This is a genomic window from Candidatus Symbiopectobacterium sp. NZEC151 (assembly GCF_025962655.1).
Lineage (GTDB): Bacteria > Pseudomonadota > Gammaproteobacteria > Enterobacterales > Enterobacteriaceae > Symbiopectobacterium.
In genome coordinates, this window is the sequence record NZ_JAGFPE010000002.1 from 130,356 (window position 1) to 150,880 (window position 20,525).

Consider the following 20,525-nt stretch of genomic DNA (forward strand, 5'->3'; position numbering starts at 1 on the left):
GTACTGCACAATCAGCATATATTTCCGGCCATTGCGTTAATGGCATGGCGGCATCCGTTCCGGTATTCCCCTTAATGCGGGGTAAATTAGTGACCGGGCATTTCTTTTTCAGGTTTTCCTGAAAGGATACGTTCGGTGTTTTCGACAGCGGTGTTGTACAGGCTGACATACTCAGCAGACAGGCACACGTTAGTAAACACCGGCTTAACCAGCTCCCGATAGATCTCTTTGTTTGGCGCATTGCGTATCGCCTCCAGTTGGCTTTCCAGCCGTTGCCCCGATTGGCTGGCAATCTGCTGCATCGCCTGGCGGGATTGTTCCCCGGCTTTGTTGGCCGCCTGCGTGATGGCCAACTCAACGCTATCACGCTGCCAGTTTGCCCCTTGCCAACCTGCGGCAAACGTAGCGACCAACACACCGACAATCGCCCAGATATTCACCAATCACCCCCACACCATGCAGACGGTCATTGCAGTACGAACCACATCGCAGAGAATGCTCACACCCAGCGCAATGGCGAACATCCAGAAAAGGGCCTTATCCATCAACGCACCCCGTGATGCTCGAGGCTAAAGTGATTGCCGTCCGGGCGCGATGTAAAGCGCCCGCCCCAACTGCCGCCCAACGATTCCCAATACTCACCCAGCGGTAAATAATCCTCTGTTTTGGTCTGGTAGACGCCATTGACAAACAGATTGAGATCAACGGCCAGGCGCTGGGTATGCAGGCTATTGGCAATGCCGCTGCCGTTTTTGGCATTCAGTTTTGCCTGTTCTGGCGTGCGGTAGGCTTCACCAAAGGTCAGGCGGTAGCCACGCTCACCCGCCCAGGCGATAAGCTGCGCCACAAGCTGGGTAAAAAGCTGCTGTTTTTCACTTAATGTCATGATTGCCTTTTCTCCCTGTCAGCAATTGACTACCACGACGCCGCAACCAGATTTCAACCACCTGGTGACCGGCGACACCAAACGCCGCCCCCAACCCGGTGATCGCGGTCTGCGATAGCCCTGGGATCCACACCAATACCGCACCGGCAGCCAGCGCCGTGGCGGAACCCAAAATCACCCGCCCAACAAACAGGCGCGGCGTCACTTTCTCATCACTGGCCAGCACTTTGCCGATGGCGATCAACGCTCCCAACACGGCCAACCAAAGGATGTTTTTTTCATATTCCTGCATAGGTATCTTTACCCGATCAGTTTTTCCGTAAGGTCCGTTTCGATGTACGGAATGCCGTTGATGCGCACAAAATCCGGACTGGTCACAAAAAACTTAATTTTGTGTGTCATGACGCTGCCGCCCTTTGGATCGTTGTCCAGAATGTCACTGACAACCAGCTTGCAGCCGAACGCCTCCACCTTGATTTCTTCATTACCAGCCTTGGCATACCACATCAAATCAACCGGTTCGATACCGCGCCACGATCCAGCGCTGCGTGCTTTGGCCGTCACCACAGACAGACTCTTGGTGCTGAGTTCCATCTCACCTTCTGCGGCCACATCCCCCGACACCCAGCCATCCGGCACCCCTTGCGTTTGCGCGGCGGCGGTGTTGTCGGTAATGCTCAGGCTGACTTTTTCCGCATGAACCAGATCGCCGTCCATGTTGAAATCAACCGATTGGCCTGAAATCCGTTTCGTCATGCCGCACTCTCCACTGACTGATCAAGAAGCAGGCTCACCGTGATGCCTTTCGGGCATTCGTAGGTGCGCACCGTGATATAAATCTCAACCTGGCTTTTGCTGCGCCAGGTGATCACCACGTCGCCATCCTGCGGCGCTTTCACCTCACCGGGGAACGTCACGCCGTTAATCTGGCTGCTGCGGGACATTTCGCGCAGCGTCTTGGCAAAATACGCTTGGTGTGCGGCAATGCTGCCCGGTGTGCTGTTCAGGCTGCGATCGGCAATTTTGGCAATCGCCTGGAGACGCACACGCCGCGCCGCTTTATCGACAATGCGCAGGTTTTCGATCGCCTGATAATCTCCGCCCTCCACGTCCAACGTGCGACCATCTGACCAGTAATAGCCGTCATAGTCGGGATACCACATCGGCACGCTGTAGCGCTGTTTCTCCAACGCCTGCAACGTGGCCAACTCCAGCACGTTACCTTTGCCGTCTACCGGTAAATCCGCATTGCCCATATCCAGCAAGGCACCGGTCTGCACGCGTGCCGGGCTGTCTGCGATCGTCACCGCACGATTGCACAGGCGGCCCACTAACACGCCAGGCTCATTCCCCCACAGACGCGGCGACAGTTGCACCGCTGGCACCGCTGCACCGTTCTGTAAGGTACTCAGGCGGGTAAGGTACTTTGTCCAGTCCTCATCCTTGCCGGGGCCACCCACGGCCAGCACAAACCACACCCAGCGCCCAAACTGCGCGATTAACTCCGCGCGCAACGTGGCGGCGGTCTGGATTGTGGTTTTGCTCGCGTCCAGCGTCAGCACTACCCCTTCAACGCTTGCCACCTGCTGCGCAGTTTTCACTGCCGACGCCCACGCCTTTTCGGCATCGGCGGCGGTCAAATCGCTGGGCAGCACAAACACATAACCGCTCCAGTTTTGCCCCGCATTACGCATGGCGGCTTTGACCGTACTTTTCAGGGTGCTATCGTCTGCGCCTAACAACGCATCAAAATCACTTTGCGTATTCACCGGCATGGCCTGGCCCGTGGTGGCTTCCTTGCCGCTGCCCAACCCAACGAACAACACCACACGCTCGATCTCGTTGGTTTCGCCCTGTAGCTGGTTAACCTGATTAATTTGTACCGTTGGCCAACTCATCCCTACCCCTTGATATCCTGCGCGTTCACATTCCAGCCAAAGCCGATCGCCTGTAGCTGGCGTGCCAACGCCTTGTTAAATTCTTCGTCGCTCATGCCCAAAAACGGACGGGCGGGAACATCAATTGTCCAGGCGGCTTTTGCTGCCTTACCGCTCAGCTTCTTGATAAGTAAACCGGCTTGGTCAAAGCGCATCACGCCCTCAATCTCGCTATAAGCCGGTTTGCGCCAGCGCGTGCCCTGCTTTACCCGATACCCCAACGCCCGCAATTTTTTGGCCTGGCGACGTGTAGCTAACCGTGTCGTATCAGATTTGCCTTTCTGCGCCTGGCGACCTTTCACCGATACGCTCATGCCACGCTGCTGGCCATAACCCACCACGCCAGCCGGAACCGGGTTAGCCCCGTTGCGATATCCACCGCCCTGCAAATAGATACGTACCGACTCTGTTTCCGGCATTTCACGGATATGCAGCAATTTGGGCAGGTTGCGCAGCATCTTGCCGCGTCGCCTGCCTTTGCGTTTCGCCCAGGCTGTACCGTCCGGCGTTTGTTGCTGGCGCACATGGCGCGCAGCCGCGTTAATCACCCCGTACTTGGCCAACCGCCACAGCAGGCGCTGGCGTTTTTTCGGCGGGAAATCCAGTTGCCGCAACGCCTGGCGCAGTTCCTTCAACTGCCCTTTATTCAGTTGGCCATCAACAATCATGTGGTTTGGCCAATCGGCGCACCGGTTTCATCAGCGCCGTACACGCTGGCCTCTGAGGCAAACCAGATTTCCGGGTCAGCCAGTCGCCAGCGTTTGCCGTCGAACGGGATAATGCCGTTATCATCTTCAATGATGGTCAGTGAAGACGCGCCTTTGACCGACACCACCACCGTAGCGGTATCCCGATCGATAACGTCAACATCCAACGTGGGCAACTCCCTATCCAGCCCGGCATCCATAAAGGGCTGTTCGTCCTGCTCTGTCTGCCAGACCAGCAATAAAGCGCACAGGTTTTTAGGATCAAACTCCCGATAGGGCCAACGCTCCCAACTCAGTACCGCATCAAACTGCATCACCGCCAGTTGATACTGGCCCTCTCCGAGATCCCGCTGCGCGCTGATAAAACTGATTTCATCCATAAAGCTGTCAAAGCCCTGCATCACACGCCGTGGCAGGTTTTGAGTCACAAAGTCGGTTAACGCCTCTAACTGGCTCATACCATTTTCACCGTGGCGCGTTTCAGCCCCTTCATGGTGCGGATAACGATCGCCGCCTCCGCCAGCAGTCCCTTGCGTGTATCGTCTCCCTCCTGCCCTGGATGAGACTCGCGGCGGCCAATGGTGGCGAATTCCCCCATCAAATCGGCTTTCGCCCTGGCAAACACCGCTTTTTGATATTGCGCACTCAACAGGTTTTTTCCGTCGAGACTGACACCCGGCACCGCGCTGGCCGTTGCATGGCCATTCGTCTGGTGTCGCTGTGCCACACTGACCAAATCCGTGTTAACTTCTCCGGCAGCGGTCAATAACGCTTGCGCCACCGTTCCCGCGTCCATGTCTGCCGGGATTTTGCGTTGCTCCTGGAAATCTTTTAGGTTGAGATCCGGCCAAAATCCATCATTGGCCAGTACCGCATCCTGATAATCCACTGGTGTGCCACTAAACATTACATCTCCCGAAAAAGGCGGGCTGACCGGCTTCCACGGCACATCGCACCGTTGTGCATTGCCTCCACCGCGCCCGCCTGGCTTGCGGTAGTCGTTTAACTTTTTTGCAAGGTACGCAGACGCGCAGCGATGGTTTTACGCATCGTGCCTACGCCAACCTTGCGGTGATAATGTTCAGCCTGTGCCAGCAACGCATCGGCTTTCTGCAACAGTTCCGCATCTTCCGTCGCCGTGGCGCGCGGCTGGCCATTGTCGTCCCGTAACAGCAGCAACCCGGCAAACTTGAACCACTTGGCGGTGATCTCTTCATGCAATCGCCAATGCTCAGCCACGTTTTTAAAGGTGCGCGAGAAATACGGTTCAACACTTTGCCCGCTGCTGGCCGCAATCTCGGCCCACTCCAGCATCGTATCGGCCACAAAGGCGGCAAAGCTGCGCTTGATGTTGTCCGGGGTGCGCTGTCCCTGCGCAATGGCGATATCCGCCCAATCCAACCCCTGATCAAACTCTTCAACATCAAACAGCCATACCACGCAGTAAGAGAAAATCGGGTGCTGGTAGGTTTCGCCGCTGTCCAGATACGCCTGGACAGTGGGCAACCAGCGCGGCAGCAGTTCGCGCCGCTTCATCTCTACCCGATCACTGGTCATGGGTAAGTCACGCAGCCGCACAACATCACGCTCCAACGCCTGAATTTGAAGATGCAGGCTATGGCCACCGGTGATCGGCTGGCAGCATGTTAGCTGCTGCTCAGTCTGTAAACGGGCGTTATGACGTTGTGCGGGCGACAGGGCCATAATTATTCCCCGTCACCGGCAGGCGGGTTTTGCGGTTCGGCCACGGTGCCAATCGTCACCGCTGACTCATCGATCGCCGCGTAAAGCTCCGGGTATTCCACGGCGTAGCCTTCGTTGCGCAGGTACTTGTTTTCGTACTGCTTACGATCTTCGACAAATTCCGCTTTACGCTGGCGCGTGGTACGTTGGGTGTAGATATGCAGGTTACTTAGCGTGGTCACGACCATGCGCTTGCCTGGCATAAACGGCGGCACAATGGCCGGACGGCCTGCAATGGTGCTATCCAGCATCTGCGCGGCGATCTTTTCAGTCGGGCGATCGGCTTTTTGGAACAGGCGGTATTGCTCTGCGGCCACCAGGTCAGCACCGACCAACACCACCAGGCGCGGATCGTTGCGAAACTGCTGCGGGATTTTGGCGTTAATCAGGTCAGAGGCCATCGAATCCAGCGAGCGATAGTCGCCTTTTTCGTCCAGCGTCACCTTATCGGTGATAATTTGCTGACCGTCCTTGAACGTCTTAACCAGAGCGTGCCAGCCAATATTGACGTCTTCGCCGTTCGGGTTTTTATCGGGTTCGGTTGTCTTGGCAACAGACGTACCGTTAAAACCGATGCGCAGCATATCCAAGGCAAACGCCTGGTTAGAAAACGCCTGTACCTTTTGGAAAAATTCATTCTCCCCACCGGCGTTTGCCCATACCGACAGCAGATCCCAGGGCAAGGCGGCACAAGAGTCAGTTTCAACCAGCTTGTACTCATTACCCTCGACCCCAACAGCACGGAGAAAACGCCCACCCTCTTTGCGCCCGGTATGCAAGGCCGAACTACCAACAGAAACCACCTGGCCCGCAAGCTGATCAACGTCCATCACGTTAATCAGTGACAGGAAATCCACCGACTCCAGCAGCGCATCCCGCAACTGCGTTTCCTTTGGATCGGACAGCGCAAAGTACTTGGATACATCCGTTACCCCGTGCGCCTCTGACAGCGCAGCAGAAAACGAGTGTAGAAAGTCACGCGCCCGCTGATTTAAAAACATAGAAATCCCTCTCGCGTCTTAGCGAAATAAAAGTAAACCTGAAATAACTGGCTAATATACTGTTACGAATTACACCAGATGGTTAAAGCGCTTTTCTTTATCACCGATTTTACGTTGCGGTAATTTGGTGATTTTCGCATCCAGCTTGCCAAAGTTTTTAATAATTTCCGGCAGGGCATCACGCAGCTTGGCAAATTCTTGCGTGTCTACCACATCTTTCACAACTTCCAAATCTTCCTGAACTTCTTCCTGCCCGGTTTCCAATGCAGCTACACGCGTTTCAAGTGCGGTTAAGGCTTCGGCCAGCGCCTGCAATTTATCGTCGTTGCCTTCGCTGCCTTCTTCCTCAGCAAAATTTTTCGGCTTAATACCAAACAGGCTATGCCACGTTGGTTTTGTTGATTCCTTTGCCATTCCCTTTTCCTTAAATGCTTTTACTTCATCAATCACCAGTGGTTTAAATGCACCCAACAGGCGATTCCGATTTTTTCGCTTGTGAAAATTTAAGCGCGTTGTACCAACACTGGCGGGTGTATCTGTAACCCCCAGCCCTTCGAGGTAATGCTTTCCGGTACCACGGAAATTGCCATCCGGCGTTAGCTCCACCGAACAAAAAATCATTTGGCCGTCCCGGTTGGCCTGCAACAAATAGTTATTTGGCCGCAGTTGTGCATAAAGCCTCATCAACCCGTCGTCGCCCTGTTCTGCCTTGGCGGCTAACACCTCCCCCATATTCCCAAACCATTTTTCATGCTCAGGCCAAATCAGGGCGGTGTAAAGTTGCGGATCGTAAAGCTCAGCGGCTTCAATTAACCATTGTCGATCCATTTGCCGCTTATCAACGGTTTCGCCCTCCGTCGCGATACAAATCCAGTTAGTCATTAACTGCGACATAATTAAATTCCGTTTCCCCGTGATATTCGGTCAACCGTATTATTGACGATTAAAACACATGCCGCGACCGTCATTATTCTTATGCGTTCGGTTATCGCCATTTCCCGAACAGATAAGAATCGCCATTCAAAAAAAGAAGAAATAACACCGCATAATAGCGACATGGCTAAATATTCAGATGAATTAATAGGTGTAGCGCGGGCGCTCTATTTAAAAAGAGCGACACCAAAGGAAATTGCCGCTGATTTAAATCTGCCGAATGCGCGGATCATTTACTATTGGGCTGAGAAAGGGAAATGGGCTGACCTGCTGAGTCAGGAAAGTACAGAAGAAGCGATCGAGCGCCGCTATCAGTTACTGGCCGGACGCGACACGAAAACCGAACTCGAATTAAAAGAAATGGACATGCTTATTGCTCACGCCACCAAGCTGCGGGCGCAGAGCAATAAGCATAAAGAAAAACTGGCCGAGGCTAAAGGGCAGCGCCAGCAGGTTGAAGATGATGAAGGCGGTAACGAACGTACCAGGAAAAAGCGCCAGTACCGCAAAAACGACATTTCCAGCTTAAGCAAAGAAGATTTCGATGCCTGGGCAGAAGAACACCTGTTTGGCTATCAAAAACACCTGCGCGCCAATATCGCACAAGCGGTGCGCAATATCCTGAAAAGCCGCCAGATTGGCGCAACCTGGTACTTTGCCTTTGAAGCCTTTGAAAATGCGGTGCTGACCGGTGAACCACAAATATTCCTGTCAGCCAGCCGCGCCCAGGCGGAGGTGTTCCGTTCCTACATCGTCAACATCGCCCAGCAGTATTTTGATATCACGTTGACCGGCAACCCGATCCGCTTGTCGAACGGTGCCGAACTGCGTTTTTTGTCTACCAACAAAAACACGGCGCAATCCTACAGCGGCCATCTGTACTGTGACGAATATTTTTGGGTGCCGAACTTTTCCCGCCTGAATGAAGTGGCCAGCGCTATGGCCACCCATGACAAATGGCGCACCACCTATTTTTCTACGCCGAGCGCCAAAACACACCAGGCGTACCCATTTTGGACGGGTGAAGAGTGGAAGCGCGGCAGCAAGAAACGTGCAGGGATTAAATTCCCTGATGTTGACCAGCTGCGCGACGGCGGGCGTTTATGTCCCGATGGGCAGTGGCGCTATGTCATCACGATGGAAGATGCGATCGCAGGCGGGTTTAACCTGGCCAACATCGAAAAGCTGCGCAACCGCTACAACGTGGACACGTTCAACATGCTGTATATGTGCGTGTTTGTGGACAGCAAAGACGCGGTTTTCAGCTTTGACGACCTGGAGCGCTGCGGCGTTGACCCGGCCACCTGGCAAGACCATGACCCCAGCGCACCGCGCCCGTTTGGCAACCGTGAAGTGTGGGGCGGCTATGACCCTGCCCGTTCCGGCGACCTCTCTACCTTTGTGATCATCGCGCCGCCGCTTTATGAGGGTGAAAAATTCCGTGTGCTGCGGGTGATTAACTGGCAGGGCATGAATTTTCGCTATCAGGCCAACCAGATCAAGAAGCTGTTCCAGCAATACCACTTCACCTATATCGGCATAGATATCACCGGCCTTGGCATTGGCGTGTTTGAAAACATCCAGCATTTCGCCATGCGCCAGGCAAAAGCCATTCGCTACGGCGTAGAGACAAAAAACCGCCTGGTGATGAAAGCCGCTGACGTGGTGGAAAGCAAACGCATTGAATGGGATCAGGATGAAAAGGCGATCGCCGCGTCCTTTATGGCCATCAGAAAAACCACCACCGCCAGCGGCAATGCCATGACCTTTGTTGCCGATCGCAGTGCGGAAACCGGTCACGCGGAGGCCGCTTTTGCCATCATGCACGCGCTGGACAATGAACCGCTGAACTATGAGAACAAACTGCAATCCCGATGGAGACTAAAAAAAGCAGCATGAAAAAGACGACTAACCGACGCGGCAAAACGGCTAACAGCGCTCCGCAAAAGAAAATGAGCATTATCACTTTTGGTAAGCCGGAACCGGTGTTAACCACTGGCACCGATTATCACGATGTGTGGTACGACAACAATTTCGACCATTACACGCTACCGATTGATCGCCTGGCGCTGGCACAGCTCATCAATCTGAATGGCCAGCACGGCGGCATCGTCTATTCACGCCGTAACATGGTGGCCTCTGACTACCTGAGCGGCGGATTAACTCACGATGACATTCTGGCCGTGCTGTTTGATTACATCACCTTTGGGGATGTAGCCATCCTGAAAGTGCGTAACGGGTGGGGGGATGTTGTGGCGTTGGCCCCGCTGCCGGCACTTTATCTACGCTGCCGAAAATCCGAGGAATTTGTGGTACTCCAGAACGGTGAACCGCTGGTTTACCCCCCGGAAGATGTGATTTTTATCAAGATGTATGACCCCCAACAGCAGGTGTACGGCCTGCCCGACTATATCGGCGGCATTCACTCCGCATTACTCAACAGTGAGGCGGTGATTTTCCGACGCCGTTACTACCATAACGGGGCGCACACAGGGGGCATTCTGTATACCAGCGACCCGAACATGACTGATGAGATTGAAGAAGAGATCGAGCGGCAATTAGCCAGCAGCAAAGGAATTGGCAATTTCTCCACCATTCTGGTGAACATCCCTAACGGCGACAAAGAAGGGGTGCAATTTATCCAGATGGGCGACATCAGCGCCAAAGATGAGTTTGCCAACGTGAAGAACATCAGCGCGCAGGATATCCTCAACGCCCACCGCTTCCCGGCTGGCCTGTGCGGTATTATCCCGCAAAATGCGGCGGGATTGGGTGATCCCGAGAAAGCCCGCACTACCTATCGCAAAGATGAGGTGATCCCCATCCAGCGCCGTTTTATGGCCGCCGTGAATGGGGATAAAGAAGTGCCGCCCGCCTTACATCTGAAATTCACTATTGATGAAACGCCCGAGGGTGATAAATGAGGTCAAAAATGCTAAAATTTGGCCAATTTCACTCATCGAGAGCCAGAAACATGCGTGTACTGAAAGTCGTTTGCCCTGAGTGCAATAGCAAGGCGATTATCCGCAAAACCGTTCGTAAACATCGCCATATATCAGATATTTACTGTGCATGTGCTGACGTCGAGTGTGGGCATACATTTGTATTAAACATGACGTTTTCACACACAATCAGCCCAAGCGCTAAATCACAAGACAGCTTATTGAAGGGGATCGTAGATACCTTAGACCCCGAACGGCGACAAATGCTGTTAAATTTACTGCAAAACCCCGCCGCCTGATTTGCCCCCTTCATGGGGGTTTTTACGTCCATACTCATCAACCTTGCAGACCAAATCCCGCGTTAACTCCGCAATCCAGTTAATTGCCAACGTCATATCTTCATCACAACACTCGCTGTCAGCAATCAATCGCACGACCAGATCTATACGCTGCAAAGCCAACGATTCAAATAAAAAATCCCGCATAAACACCTCTACATCACTGTATGTATAACCAGTATATCAGAATGTTTCTAAAAAAATACTGTATAACGTGACTGTTTCTTAAGGGGTTATTTGCCATGCCAGTTCCAGCCTGGCCACAGGTCATTGTCTGACGACGGTCTTACCTCATCTAACTGGCCATCAACGATGTGCAACGCACTACCCTCCCCTATTGATAATTTACCTCCCCGTAAAAGGATGCTGATTTGCTCCTCATCACCACTCAAACCACGGCCTTTTAACAGTTTCGCTAACCGTCGCCGGATGGGCGGCGTACAGTTATTGACAGAACTCCAAGGGGCGGCGGGGCCGCCAGAAAAACCCGCCTCCGCTGACGCTTCGGCCAACTTCGGGACCATTTTCCACTTAACTAACCGGGTATCAGTTTGTGAGTCTGCAACTGAGGGGGAATACACCCCCGCTACGCGTTTTACATCCTCTGCGTATAAATTGCCCTGCTCTGTGATGTCGTAAGCGAGTCGCACAGTAAGATCACACCGTTTCACAAAGGCACCGCCCTGGCATTCTGTATAGGCATACCAGTTGCCAACATCCGCAGCGAAACGCACGTTATCCATATCCTCAGTAACCAAAAATTGTTCATCTCCTGGCAAACGGCGTAATTCACGCCAAACCGTCACCGGTGCGCCTCCAATTTGCTGAAATTGACGAATACGCCAGCGAGAAGCCCACGCAGAAACCGACTTAGCCATGCTTTTTAGGCTTTCTCCGGTTTCTTCGTCGGTTTCATCGTCCAACGCAAAACCGTCGATATTTTTTGAAATGTATTTAGCGATGTAGCCCGTGGCGCTACCTTTGGTAGGATCTATAGGTTCCACATGAAAGCGTGCTTTAAGCGCTTTCTCTGTCTGTAATGTCTCTGAATCCTCCAGACGGGCGTAGTAACACATAATGTCTCGCACCTGATCAACGTGCTCAGGGCGCATAAACAACAGCAAATGCCAGTGCGGTGTGCCATCGTGATGCGGCTCAACCACGCGGAACCCGAACACGTTGATTTCCTCGCGTGAGAGAGCTGCACGAATTTTTGCCCACACACTGCATAGATATTTTTGCGTATCTCGTGGGCTAGCACCGTTCCAGTGTTCAACAAACCCGCCAGCGCTGTGCACTGCATGATATTTTGCTGGGGCGGTTATGGTGTAAAATTCACCGGCGCAGCCCATTTCATTGGCTAAATCTTCAAAACCACGCATCCTAACCATAAGCTCGCAGCGGCGGATTGCTGGATTGGCATTGCTGCCAGTAACCATGTCATAGAGTGATACCCGCTGACCGGTTTCTTCGTTTTCCAACTCGAATGCCTTAAAGAATTCGCGGTTGCGCTTTTTCTGCTCTATCCATTCGCCTAACGTTGAGCGGGAGACATAGGCCGATGCGGATTTTTGCACCTGGCCAACGGCGATCGCCATGTGCTCACGCTGCACGTCACGGCGTCGCTGTATCCGCACTCGCCACCACTCTGGCGACATCATTCGCAACAAACCGGATTCAGCGGTGTGCGTTGGCAGCGGGCGGCGGCCTTTAGTAAATACACTCCAGTAGGGCGGCTGGGTGCCAGCCTGTAATGTCAGTTGCCCCAGGTGACGGAACGCAAGCAGCGTGATAGCGCGCATATCCAGATCGGCAGCCCCTTTAATGCCGCGTTCGGTGTAGTCGCGGAAGCTGGCTGCCATAAAGTCGGCAACCTCTTGCGATAAGCGCCGGATATCATCACGGCCATAGGTCGGCAGTTTTTCCAGATCGTCATTAAACGGGAAGGGGATTTCACCAGCCGCCCTAAAGGTTGTCTGATAGCGGGCGACGACTTTGCGCAGGCGTGGCAATACGTTCCCACCCAAAGTACGGCGTAGAAACGTATTGGCACGGCGGCGGCCTTTGTGCGAGTCGGATTTGAAAAGGGTTTCGTAGCGGTGACCAAAGTATTTGGCCAGATAGTCAGGCAGCCCGGCAAAGTATTGCTGCCGCCAGTCATGATCGGTTTTATCCAAATGCCATAAGTTACGCTCAACGTAGCTTATATTTTTCGGTTCACCGGGGGCAAAGTGTTCACGCTGCCAGGCTAAGGCAGCGTGATAGGTTCCATTGGTTTCGCTAAGGCCAAGCTGGGACACGTCAACGCCCCATCTTAACGATGATTTCACCGACGCGGCCACGATTGCCGTTACCTGATATCGTGCGGGGTGCACTGATATGATTGACTTCAAACCCTGCATACAAGCCGACGTCATGGGCAATATGGCTGTTTGATACCACCACTTGTGCACCATCCCGCGCGGCCTTGCCCGCCGCCGTCACCAGCCGGTATTGGTCAAACTTATCAAAGCCTTGTGTATGGTACTGCGTGAAGTTTGCGGTATCCGACGCAGGGTAATAAGGTGGATCGCAATACACCACATCATCAGGGCAAACCAGCGCTAAGGTTTCCTCAAAATCGCAGCATAGGAAGGTGGCGCGTTTGGCTTTCTCAGCAAAGAAATGGATCTCTTGCTCAGGGAAATACGGGGATGTGTACTTGCCATAGGGGACATTAAAAATGCCCTGCTTGTTATAGCGGCACAGCCCGTTATAGCCGTGGCGGTTGAGATAAAGAAACATCGCCGCCGATTGGGTACGGTTGGATTTATCACGGTTAAAGCTCTGGCGCAGATGATAATAACCCTCTGCGGTGTTTGCCGTTGAAAACAGCAAACGGGCCGTATCTAGAAAACCTCTGGTGTCCTCACAAATCACTTGATACAGGTTGATAAGGTCGGGGTTGATATCTGCCACTAAATACGCGGCGTAATCGGTGTTCAGCATGACCGAGCAAGATCCTGCAAACGGTTCAACCAGCCGTTGACCGGCTGGCAGATGCTCGCGCAAGGTATCCATGATACGGGCTTTACTGCCCGCCCATTTCAGCGGGGTGCCGTTGACGCTCATGCGCAAAGCTCCTGTGCTGAATGCTCAAACCGTTCTGATTCCTGGCTAAGCAGTTCGATAACGTCACTGACGCTCATACCCTGCTGCTGGATCTGAATGGTCAGCTTTGCGATGCGCACCGACATAGCCAAATGCTGATCCCGCTTTTCTTCCAAACGCGCGTTATTCAACAAGGCCAATAAGGCACCGTTTTCAGCAACATTCATATTTCTTGTTTCTACGTTATGCATGGCATTTTCCTGATTTCAGGCAATACGAAGCCCCGGCCAATGAATGGCCGCAAAAGCATTGCGTATTACGGGTTAATTAATTGATGGGATATCTTCTGATCCTGGCCCCACTAAATCAGGGATAGGATCGGTACAGACATGGAGCACACTGCAATTAAAATGATCTGGTCGGAATACAGAGGTTTTTTCATGAAAGCGCCGCATTTCCAGCAAACCATTCCACAGCGCCTTGCGCTGATTAAAGTCAAAATCCACCCAACGCCAACCAACGTGACTATTCCCCAGCCGTGGACGGCAGAAGAAAATCAGGTTTTCTCTGTCACGCCAAGATGCATCACTCCAAAAGATTTCAGCAGGGTTATCTGTTCCTGAAAGCATACGACGCAGCGCCTTAAGCCCGTCCGGCAATTCGAGTGGTGTATTCTCAGAGATCACAATTACCCCCTTTTACCAAACAGACGATGCCACCACGGGCGACGCTTCACTTCAGGTATATAGGGTTTGCTGCTCTGCGGATGAAAATAAACCTGGTGCGGTTTCGGTGAACAGCGTTGGCCGTTCGGCAATTCAAACCAACCCTTACCCCGTTGTTCAGCCTGCGCTTGCAGACCTGGTGCGGGATAAACAAGAAACTTAGCAATAGATATCATCGTTTTTCCTCACGAAAGCGCCGGAACAGCAACCGTATTGAAAACATCAACAGCGGCGGCCATCATAGGCGTGGATTGAAAACGGGCTTCAACGGAAAGGACGATCAGCGACAGGTTACGGATCGCACTATTTGCCCGATGGAGGATGGCGGTTTTTCGCGCCTGTGACATTGGAGCATTTGATACCGCTTCCCCAGCGATCGCGCCCACGTCAGCCGTGGCACTCAGTGCAAACATAGGCACATTGTGTGAATTAGCTTCATTACGTGGCACAGACGGCAGGCAATTGATTTGCGCCAGCAAACCATCCAATAAAACAGCGTCTTCCGTGTGAGCGGTAATGGCTAATAGGTCATCACACGTTAAACGGTGCGGTTGCTCAGGGTTCAGCTTGTTACGCAGCACCTGAGAGCGAACACCAATTGCGGCGGAGACGTCCTCAATATTGTGCGCCAGCGCGAACGCTCGGCAAGCGGCATCAAAGTGAGAATGTTTAGATAGCTGATAATCAAACATGGCCACAGTCCCCTATTGGGTACAAGATGATTGCCCAACGATGATTTGAAAGCGGTTATGTCCCAACGCCTGACGTGTCTGCCGCTCTATATATTTCAGGTAGTGAATAGCCACGCGCCCGTTTTTCTTTTCCTTTTTGTCTTGCGAAAGTATTCCTTTTTCGCACCATGAACGCACAGTACGCACTTTCACGCCCTGTAGTTCACTGAATTCCTTGGGCGTCACTTTAGCCTTTGGGATATAAATTGAAATCAACGTTGCCATCAGGCATAGTCTCCTGTTTGTATACTGTGAGTTAACATCTCTTGTACACAAGGTCGCACTTGGGTACGAGCCAAAGATAGAGGTACGAACAACCAATGTCAAACGATAAAAACCCAAATGAGACCAAAAAGAACCCAAACGAGGGAGGAAGGGAGGCCATAACACGCCTAATTGAAGCCTATGGCTATACCTCACGCCAGCAACTTTGTGACCATTTAGGTATCTCCAAAAGCACACTTGCGAACAGATGGTTGCGAGACACATTCCCGTTTGACTGGGTAATACAGTGCTCAATTGAGACCAAAGCCTCACTGACTTGGCTTATGACTGGCAATGGACAGGCATTCGATCCAAAAGATTCCGATGTTGTGCGAGTTAACAACATAAAACTAATCGGTGGCATCCCCCACCCAGCAAGTCATACATTATTTGATTTATCATTTCTAATGAGTGATTTAAAAAAACCGATTCAATTAATCGAATCGAATAGTAAATACATTCTCGAAACGTCATTCACTGATATTACTGACGGGTTATGGCTGGTTGAAATTGATGGGATTACTAGTTTAAAAAAAATATCCCGCATACCTAATAAAAAGATAAGAATAAGTGATGACCAAATAACATTTGAATGCAGTGTTGATGATGTAAAGGCGATCGGCCGCGTAGCCATGACAATAAGTTATAGTTAAGGTTTAACAAGTGACCGTCCGAAAAAAAGATGATGGCAAGTGGCTATGTGAATGCTACCCAACAGGCCGAAAAGGTCGCCGCGTTCGCAAACAATTTGCGACAAAAGGTGAAGCCGTTGCCTTTGAAAAACATATTATGTCTGAGGTAGATAGCAAGCCGTGGCTTGGAGATAGAGAAGATAACCGGACGCTAAGCGAACTCATCGAGTTATGGTATGACGTTCACGGCGTAACACTCTCCAGCGGTATATCTAGATTACAAAAACTCAGCATAATATGTGAGTCTTTGGGCGATCCTATTGCTTCCAGTGTCACAGGTAAGGACGTAGCTGAACACCGGAAAAAGAGATTGGCCGGTGAAGTGTATAGGAAGGATAATAATATCTTTCTGAAACCGGCATCACTGAGCACTATTAATTTGGAATGCACCGCGCTTACTACTGTATATAACCGTCTTAAAAAACTTCAATACATTAAATATCAGAATCCCATTCAAGACTTAGATCCATTTAAAGTCAAACAGGGTGAGCTATCTTTTCTTAGAGGTTCTGAGGTTAAGGCGTTACTTGATGCATGTGATAGGTATGGAAATCAGGATTTAACAACCGTTGTAAAAATCTGTCTTAGCACAGGGTGCCGATGGAACGAGGCGGCATTGATGACTGGCACACAGATCATCCCATATAGAATAACGTTCATTCACACAAAAAGCGGTAAAAACCGAACAGTTCCCATAACCAAAGAACTTTATGACAGTATTCCTAAGAAGCAAGGCCGCTTGTTCGAGAATGTCTACAAGCGCTTTAAGTCAGTGCTGAAAATGGCAAAAATCGCGCTACCGAAGAACCAGTTTACTCACGTATTAAGGCATACGTTCGCTAGTCACTTTATGATGAACGGCGGGAATATCCTCGTATTAAAGGAAATATTGGGGCATTCTGAAATCACAATGACAATGATTTATGCTCATTTTTCGCCCAATCACTTAGAAGATGCAACCACGAAAAACCCAGTTGTAGCCTGCGGTGACTAGTGCAACGTGGTGGCGGCAAAGTGGCGGCACACGGTGTTAACTTGTGGTAATAAGGATGACACAAAACATCACCAACTTATTGTTTTTAATAAAAACAATATTAAATTCAAGGGTATGTTAAGTTATGCAAAAAACGGTTTTGATTACCGGTTGCTCCAGCGGCATTGGCTTGATTGCGGCATTGGACTTACACCAACGCGGCTATCGCGTGTTGGCCGCCTGCCGCCGCACCGAGGATGTGCAGCGCATGAACACGTTGGGGCTTGAAGGCATTGCGCTCGATCTGGACGATCCTGACAGCGTGGAGGCGGCGGCCGAGCAGGTTATCGCACTGACCGGCAATCGACTGTACGGGCTGTTTAATAACGCCGGCTATGGGGTTTATGGCCCGCTGAACACTATTTCGCGTCAGCAACTCGAACAGCAGTTTGCCAGCAACCTGTTCGGCACGCACCAGTTGACGCTACGTTTGCTGCCCGCCATGCTGCCGCACGGCGAAGGACGCATTATTCAGACCAGCTCCGTGATGGGGTTTGTCGCCACGCCGGGGCGCGGTGCCTATGCGGCCAGCAAATACGCGCTGGAAGCCTGGTCGGACACACTGCGCATGGAACTGCACGGCAGCGGTCTGCAGGTCAGCCTGATTGAACCCGGGCCTATCGCCACGCGCTTTACCGATAATGTATCGCAAATGCAGGCGGAAGCGCCCGTTACCAATCCCGGCATTGCCCGGCGTTTTACCCTGCCGCCTGAGGCGATACTGCCAAAATTGCGTCATGCGCTGGAAAGCCCGCGCCCCAAACTGCGCTATCCGGTAACGCTGGTAGCACACGCGCTTACCGTACTGCGTCGCCTGTTACCTGCCCGCTGGCTGGATGGGATATTGCGTACCCGTTCTTGATTAACGGCATATACTATTGACCCATAGTCATCACGATTCCGCCGACAGCGCGGTGGAACGATGAACAGTACAACCGCTTGAAATGGCGTTATTCGCCCCCATTTATCCCTGAAACGGATGAGAGAGATTGCCATGCTAGATCCCAATGCCAACACCGCCCATTACGCGAGCGTGATGGATGTTAACGAGACCAACCTGCATCAGTTGCTGGAGCAATCCACGCAACTGCCGGTGCTGTTTTATTTCTGGTCAGAACGCAGTCAACACTGCCAGACGCTCACGCCGGTGCTGCACAAACTGGCACAGGAATATGCCGGTCAGTTTATTCTGGCGCAGGTTGATTGTGATGCAGAACAGCGCGTGGCGGCGCAGTTTGGTTTGCGCGCCATTCCGACGGTTTATCTGTTTAAAGACGGTCAACCGCTGGACGGTTTCCAGGGCCCGCAGCCAGAAGAAGCGATCCGCGATCTGCTGCAACGGGTATTGCCGCGCGAAGAAGAGCTGAAAGTGGCAGAAGCGCAGCAGCGTATTCAGGAAGGCGATCTCCCGGCGGCGCTGACGTTGCTTAAAGATGCCTGGCAACTGAGCCAGCAGCGTAGCGATATCGGCCTGATGCTGGCCGAAGTGCAGATTCAACTGAACCGCAGCGACGATGCGCAAGCGGTACTGGACACCATCCCGTTGCAGGATCAGGATACGCGTTATCACAGTCTGGTGGCACAGATTGAACTACTCAAGCAAGCCGCCGACACGCCAGAAATTCAGCAGCTACAACAGCAACTCGCTGCGGATCCGACCAATGCGGAACTGGCAGTGAAACTGGCGTTGCAGTTGCATCAGGTAGGACGCAACGAAGAAGCGCTGGAAAGCCTGATGGTGATGCTGAAAAAAGATCTGGCCGCCGCCGATGGCAACGCGCGTAAAACCATGATGGATATTTTGGCCGCGCTAGGGACCGGTGATGCGCTTGCATCGCGCTACAGACGCCAACTTTACGCGCTATTATATTAATCCTCTGTCTGTTATGCGCTTTTAGGGTTTTGAACTCCCGCGTCCAATGATGCTGAGCAATAAGGGGACGCCAGGATGAGCCGCAAGGATGCGGCGAAAGCGCCTGCCGTGCCGGGAGCACGTCAGGCGCGGTCCGTCCGGCGACCCCGTTTGCGAAGGTACCGCGCAGCGGCATCATTGCGCAAAAAGCGCGGGGTCGAGGGGTGTGGGCGACTGCACACCCCTCGTCGGGCGCGTGCTACGCCGTTAGCAGAGAAACACGGTAATATTCGCGCACGAAAACAAGCCAATCAGTGGCATAAATCGCTTTTGCACCCAGGGTGCCTACCCTAATGTTTCCACCACCGTGATCCAACCATGCCCACCGTACGGTGACCAACCATTCAGCCAGCGGCGCAGCATGTTCATCGCCAGCATGGCGACCACCTCCTGATGGGTTTGCAGGCTGTAGCGCGTCACATTGAACGAAATCGCCTGGGCAAAGGTGCCTTCCGGGGTGTGCAATGCAAGGGATAAACGATCGTCCTGACGATCGCTCACCACCAGCGCCAACGAAGACTGATGCTCGTCAGCCAAACGGTTTGCCACCTCTGCCAGCACGGTCAACGAGGCAAACGGCGTCTGTGACCACAGCGCACCGCCGTTAAGCGGCACCTGTGCGGCATTCAGTTGCCAATGGAGCAGACCAGCGGTAAATGACTCACCGACCACCAACGTCAAGCCTTTCTCGGACAGGCGCTGCGCCAGTTGGGCCGGTAAACCTTGCGTTCCTTCGAACAAGGCGTTTTCACCCGCCACCGAGCGCACCGTCTCCCACGCCGCTTCCATCGCGGCTCGCTGCGATGCCGGGCCGGTCAGTTTCAATTCAATGATCGGCATGGAGGAGCGATAGCCCAGCACCACCCCTTCCGGCAGCGGCAGGCTGTCGAGCTGGTTTGCCAAATCGCTCTCTGAGCGACCAAAAGTGGTCAAGCGCAGGCACAACGGCGCAGCGGCCACAGAAAAACGCTCACGCAGGCGCGGCACAATCTGCTCATCCACCATCCGTTTAAATTCCGACGGTACGCCGGGCGTAAAGAACATCAGGCAACGGTTCAGCGTTAACATAAAGCCACAGGCTGTCCCTATCGGGTTATCCACCACCTCGGCACTGGTAGGAATCTGCGCCTGTTTACGGTTGCTCGGTGCCATTACCCGGCCGCGCTCAGTGAAAAACGCCTCCATGCGCGCAATCCACTCAGGATGTTCTACCAGCCCTTCCCCTGCCGCCGTTGCGGCTGCCAGCGCGCTTAGATCGTCGCTGGTTGGCCCCAGGCCACCGTTCACGATCAGCACATCGGCAATCTGGCTACGTTGCGTCAGCGCCGCTACCAGTTCTTCCAGCTTGTCACCTACCGTCATACGGCTGGTCATCGGTATACCTTGTTCAAACAGGTAATCCGCCAACCAGGCCGCGTTAGTATCCAGAATCTGTCCGTGGAGCACTTCGTCTCCGGTACACAACATCTCCACCCTCAGCATGTGCTACTCCTGTGTTTTTCTTTCACTGTAAAAATTCCCTCGCAGAAAGACAATCGCTGCGCTCATCGCCGCCCACTTTTTGTGAAAGCGCCTAAATCGTAACGCCAAC

General features: G+C 52.7%; 27 protein-coding genes. 7 read left to right on the forward strand and 20 right to left on the reverse strand.

Translation table 11 applies throughout. The annotated features are described in order from the left end of the window. Window positions 1-86: 86 nt before the first annotated feature. From J5067_RS08695 to J5067_RS08745, 11 genes are all read right to left on the reverse strand, one after another. Window positions 87-440 (reverse strand): hypothetical protein, encoded by a 354-nt coding sequence (locus tag J5067_RS08695; RefSeq protein WP_264628286.1) that lies wholly within the window; start codon window positions 438-440, stop codon window positions 87-89. Between the two features lie 104 nt (window positions 441-544). Beyond that, window positions 545-886 (reverse strand): M15 family metallopeptidase, encoded by a 342-nt coding sequence (locus tag J5067_RS08700; RefSeq protein ID WP_264628285.1) that lies wholly within the window; start codon window positions 884-886, stop codon window positions 545-547. Further along, window positions 873-1,178 (reverse strand): phage holin family protein, encoded by a 306-nt coding sequence (locus J5067_RS08705; RefSeq protein ID WP_264628284.1) that lies wholly within the window; start codon window positions 1,176-1,178, stop codon window positions 873-875. The genes J5067_RS08700 and J5067_RS08705 overlap by 14 nt, the downstream gene beginning before the upstream one ends. A gap of 8 nt (window positions 1,179-1,186) precedes the next feature. Beyond that, a complete protein-coding gene (locus J5067_RS08710) occupies window positions 1,187-1,642 on the reverse strand; it encodes a DUF2597 family protein (RefSeq protein WP_264650913.1) in 456 nt (151 codons plus the stop codon). Then, on the reverse strand, window positions 1,639-2,784 hold the full coding sequence (locus tag J5067_RS08715) for a DUF2586 domain-containing protein (RefSeq protein ID WP_264627809.1): 1,146 nt from the start codon (window positions 2,782-2,784) through the stop codon (window positions 1,639-1,641). Before J5067_RS08715 ends, J5067_RS08710 begins: the two co-directional genes overlap by 4 nt. A gap of 2 nt (window positions 2,785-2,786) precedes the next feature. Beyond that, window positions 2,787-3,491, reverse strand: coding sequence for a phage virion morphogenesis protein (locus J5067_RS08720; protein WP_264627808.1), 705 nt, complete (start codon window positions 3,489-3,491; stop codon window positions 2,787-2,789). Continuing rightward, complete coding sequence (locus J5067_RS08725; RefSeq protein WP_264650914.1) at window positions 3,488-3,988, reverse strand: phage tail protein; 501 nt, start codon at window positions 3,986-3,988, stop codon at window positions 3,488-3,490. Before J5067_RS08725 ends, J5067_RS08720 begins: the two co-directional genes overlap by 4 nt. Next, window positions 3,985-4,437 carry a head completion/stabilization protein gene (locus J5067_RS08730; RefSeq protein WP_264650915.1) on the reverse strand — a complete coding sequence of 151 codons (453 nt, stop codon included), beginning with the start codon at window positions 4,435-4,437 and terminating at the stop codon, window positions 3,985-3,987. The genes J5067_RS08725 and J5067_RS08730 overlap by 4 nt, the downstream gene beginning before the upstream one ends. 95 nt (window positions 4,438-4,532) lie before the next feature. After that, window positions 4,533-5,234, reverse strand: coding sequence for a phage terminase small subunit (gene gpM, locus J5067_RS08735; RefSeq protein WP_264650916.1), 702 nt, complete (start codon window positions 5,232-5,234; stop codon window positions 4,533-4,535). A 2-nt stretch (window positions 5,235-5,236) separates the two neighbouring features. Continuing rightward, the gene (locus tag J5067_RS08740; RefSeq protein ID WP_264650917.1) at window positions 5,237-6,274 is read right to left on the reverse strand and encodes a phage major capsid protein, P2 family; all 1,038 of its coding nucleotides are present in this window, start codon (window positions 6,272-6,274) and stop codon (window positions 5,237-5,239) included. Between the two features lie 69 nt (window positions 6,275-6,343). Beyond that, window positions 6,344-7,168, reverse strand: a complete 825-nt coding sequence (locus J5067_RS08745) for a GPO family capsid scaffolding protein (RefSeq protein WP_264628015.1) — start codon at window positions 7,166-7,168, stop codon at window positions 6,344-6,346. A gap of 162 nt (window positions 7,169-7,330) precedes the next feature. Between J5067_RS08745 and J5067_RS08750 the strand changes: the two genes are divergently transcribed. The 3 genes from J5067_RS08750 to J5067_RS08760 are packed head-to-tail and all read left to right on the forward strand — an operon-like array spanning window position 7,331 to window position 10,448. Next, window positions 7,331-9,106, forward strand: coding sequence for a terminase family protein (locus J5067_RS08750; RefSeq protein ID WP_264650918.1), 1,776 nt, complete (start codon window positions 7,331-7,333; stop codon window positions 9,104-9,106). After that, window positions 9,103-10,131 (forward strand): phage portal protein, encoded by a 1,029-nt coding sequence (locus tag J5067_RS08755; RefSeq protein WP_264628013.1) that lies wholly within the window; start codon window positions 9,103-9,105, stop codon window positions 10,129-10,131. Before J5067_RS08750 ends, J5067_RS08755 begins: the two co-directional genes overlap by 4 nt. A gap of 50 nt (window positions 10,132-10,181) precedes the next feature. Beyond that, a complete protein-coding gene (locus J5067_RS08760; protein WP_264628012.1) occupies window positions 10,182-10,448 on the forward strand; it encodes an ogr/Delta-like zinc finger family protein in 267 nt (88 codons plus the stop codon). On the opposite strand, the gene J5067_RS08765 is transcribed toward J5067_RS08760, so the two are convergent. The 8 genes from J5067_RS08765 to J5067_RS08800 all read right to left on the reverse strand — a co-directional run bounded on the left by J5067_RS08765 (window position 10,425) and on the right by J5067_RS08800 (window position 15,258). Next, window positions 10,425-10,634 carry a hypothetical protein gene (locus tag J5067_RS08765; protein WP_264650919.1) on the reverse strand — a complete coding sequence of 70 codons (210 nt, stop codon included), beginning with the start codon at window positions 10,632-10,634 and terminating at the stop codon, window positions 10,425-10,427. The genes J5067_RS08760 and J5067_RS08765 overlap by 24 nt on opposite strands. An 86-nt stretch (window positions 10,635-10,720) precedes the next feature. Beyond that, entirely contained in the window at window positions 10,721-12,787 is a 2,067-nt protein-coding gene (locus J5067_RS08770; protein ID WP_264650920.1) for a replication endonuclease, read from the reverse strand. A gap of 1 nt (window position 12,788) precedes the next feature. Next, entirely contained in the window at window positions 12,789-13,598 is an 810-nt protein-coding gene (locus J5067_RS08775; protein WP_264650921.1) for a Dam family site-specific DNA-(adenine-N6)-methyltransferase, read from the reverse strand. Further along, complete coding sequence (locus J5067_RS08780; RefSeq protein ID WP_264627689.1) at window positions 13,595-13,828, reverse strand: DUF2732 domain-containing protein; 234 nt, start codon at window positions 13,826-13,828, stop codon at window positions 13,595-13,597. Before J5067_RS08780 ends, J5067_RS08775 begins: the two co-directional genes overlap by 4 nt. Before the next feature lie 72 nt (window positions 13,829-13,900). Then, window positions 13,901-14,263, reverse strand: coding sequence for a hypothetical protein (locus J5067_RS08785; RefSeq protein ID WP_264627690.1), 363 nt, complete (start codon window positions 14,261-14,263; stop codon window positions 13,901-13,903). 2 nt (window positions 14,264-14,265) lie between these two features. Continuing rightward, the gene (locus tag J5067_RS08790) at window positions 14,266-14,478 is read right to left on the reverse strand and encodes a phage filamentation protein Fil family protein (RefSeq protein ID WP_264627691.1); all 213 of its coding nucleotides are present in this window, start codon (window positions 14,476-14,478) and stop codon (window positions 14,266-14,268) included. Between the two features lie 9 nt (window positions 14,479-14,487). After that, entirely contained in the window at window positions 14,488-14,994 is a 507-nt protein-coding gene (locus J5067_RS08795) for a phage regulatory CII family protein (protein ID WP_264650922.1), read from the reverse strand. A 12-nt stretch (window positions 14,995-15,006) separates the two neighbouring features. Further along, entirely contained in the window at window positions 15,007-15,258 is a 252-nt protein-coding gene (locus J5067_RS08800; protein WP_264627692.1) for a Rha family transcriptional regulator, read from the reverse strand. Window positions 15,259-15,353: 95 nt separating this feature from the next. Between J5067_RS08800 and J5067_RS08805 the strand changes: the two genes are divergently transcribed. The 4 genes from J5067_RS08805 (at window position 15,354) to J5067_RS08820 (ending at window position 18,895) form a co-directional block, all read left to right on the forward strand. Beyond that, window positions 15,354-15,950 carry a phage repressor protein CI gene (locus tag J5067_RS08805; RefSeq protein ID WP_264627693.1) on the forward strand — a complete coding sequence of 199 codons (597 nt, stop codon included), beginning with the start codon at window positions 15,354-15,356 and terminating at the stop codon, window positions 15,948-15,950. Between the two features lie 10 nt (window positions 15,951-15,960). Continuing rightward, a complete protein-coding gene (locus J5067_RS08810) occupies window positions 15,961-16,983 on the forward strand; it encodes a tyrosine-type recombinase/integrase (RefSeq protein WP_264627694.1) in 1,023 nt (340 codons plus the stop codon). A gap of 124 nt (window positions 16,984-17,107) precedes the next feature. Further along, window positions 17,108-17,884, forward strand: a complete 777-nt coding sequence (locus J5067_RS08815; RefSeq protein ID WP_264650923.1) for an SDR family oxidoreductase — start codon at window positions 17,108-17,110, stop codon at window positions 17,882-17,884. Between the two features lie 132 nt (window positions 17,885-18,016). Further along, window positions 18,017-18,895 (forward strand): co-chaperone YbbN, encoded by an 879-nt coding sequence (locus J5067_RS08820; RefSeq protein WP_264644982.1) that lies wholly within the window; start codon window positions 18,017-18,019, stop codon window positions 18,893-18,895. Between the two features lie 324 nt (window positions 18,896-19,219). Here J5067_RS08820 and J5067_RS08825 read toward each other — a convergent pair whose 3' ends face one another. Further along, window positions 19,220-20,416, reverse strand: coding sequence for a nicotinamide mononucleotide deamidase-related protein YfaY (locus J5067_RS08825; RefSeq protein WP_264650924.1), 1,197 nt, complete (start codon window positions 20,414-20,416; stop codon window positions 19,220-19,222). Between the last annotated feature and the right edge of the window lie 109 nt (window positions 20,417-20,525).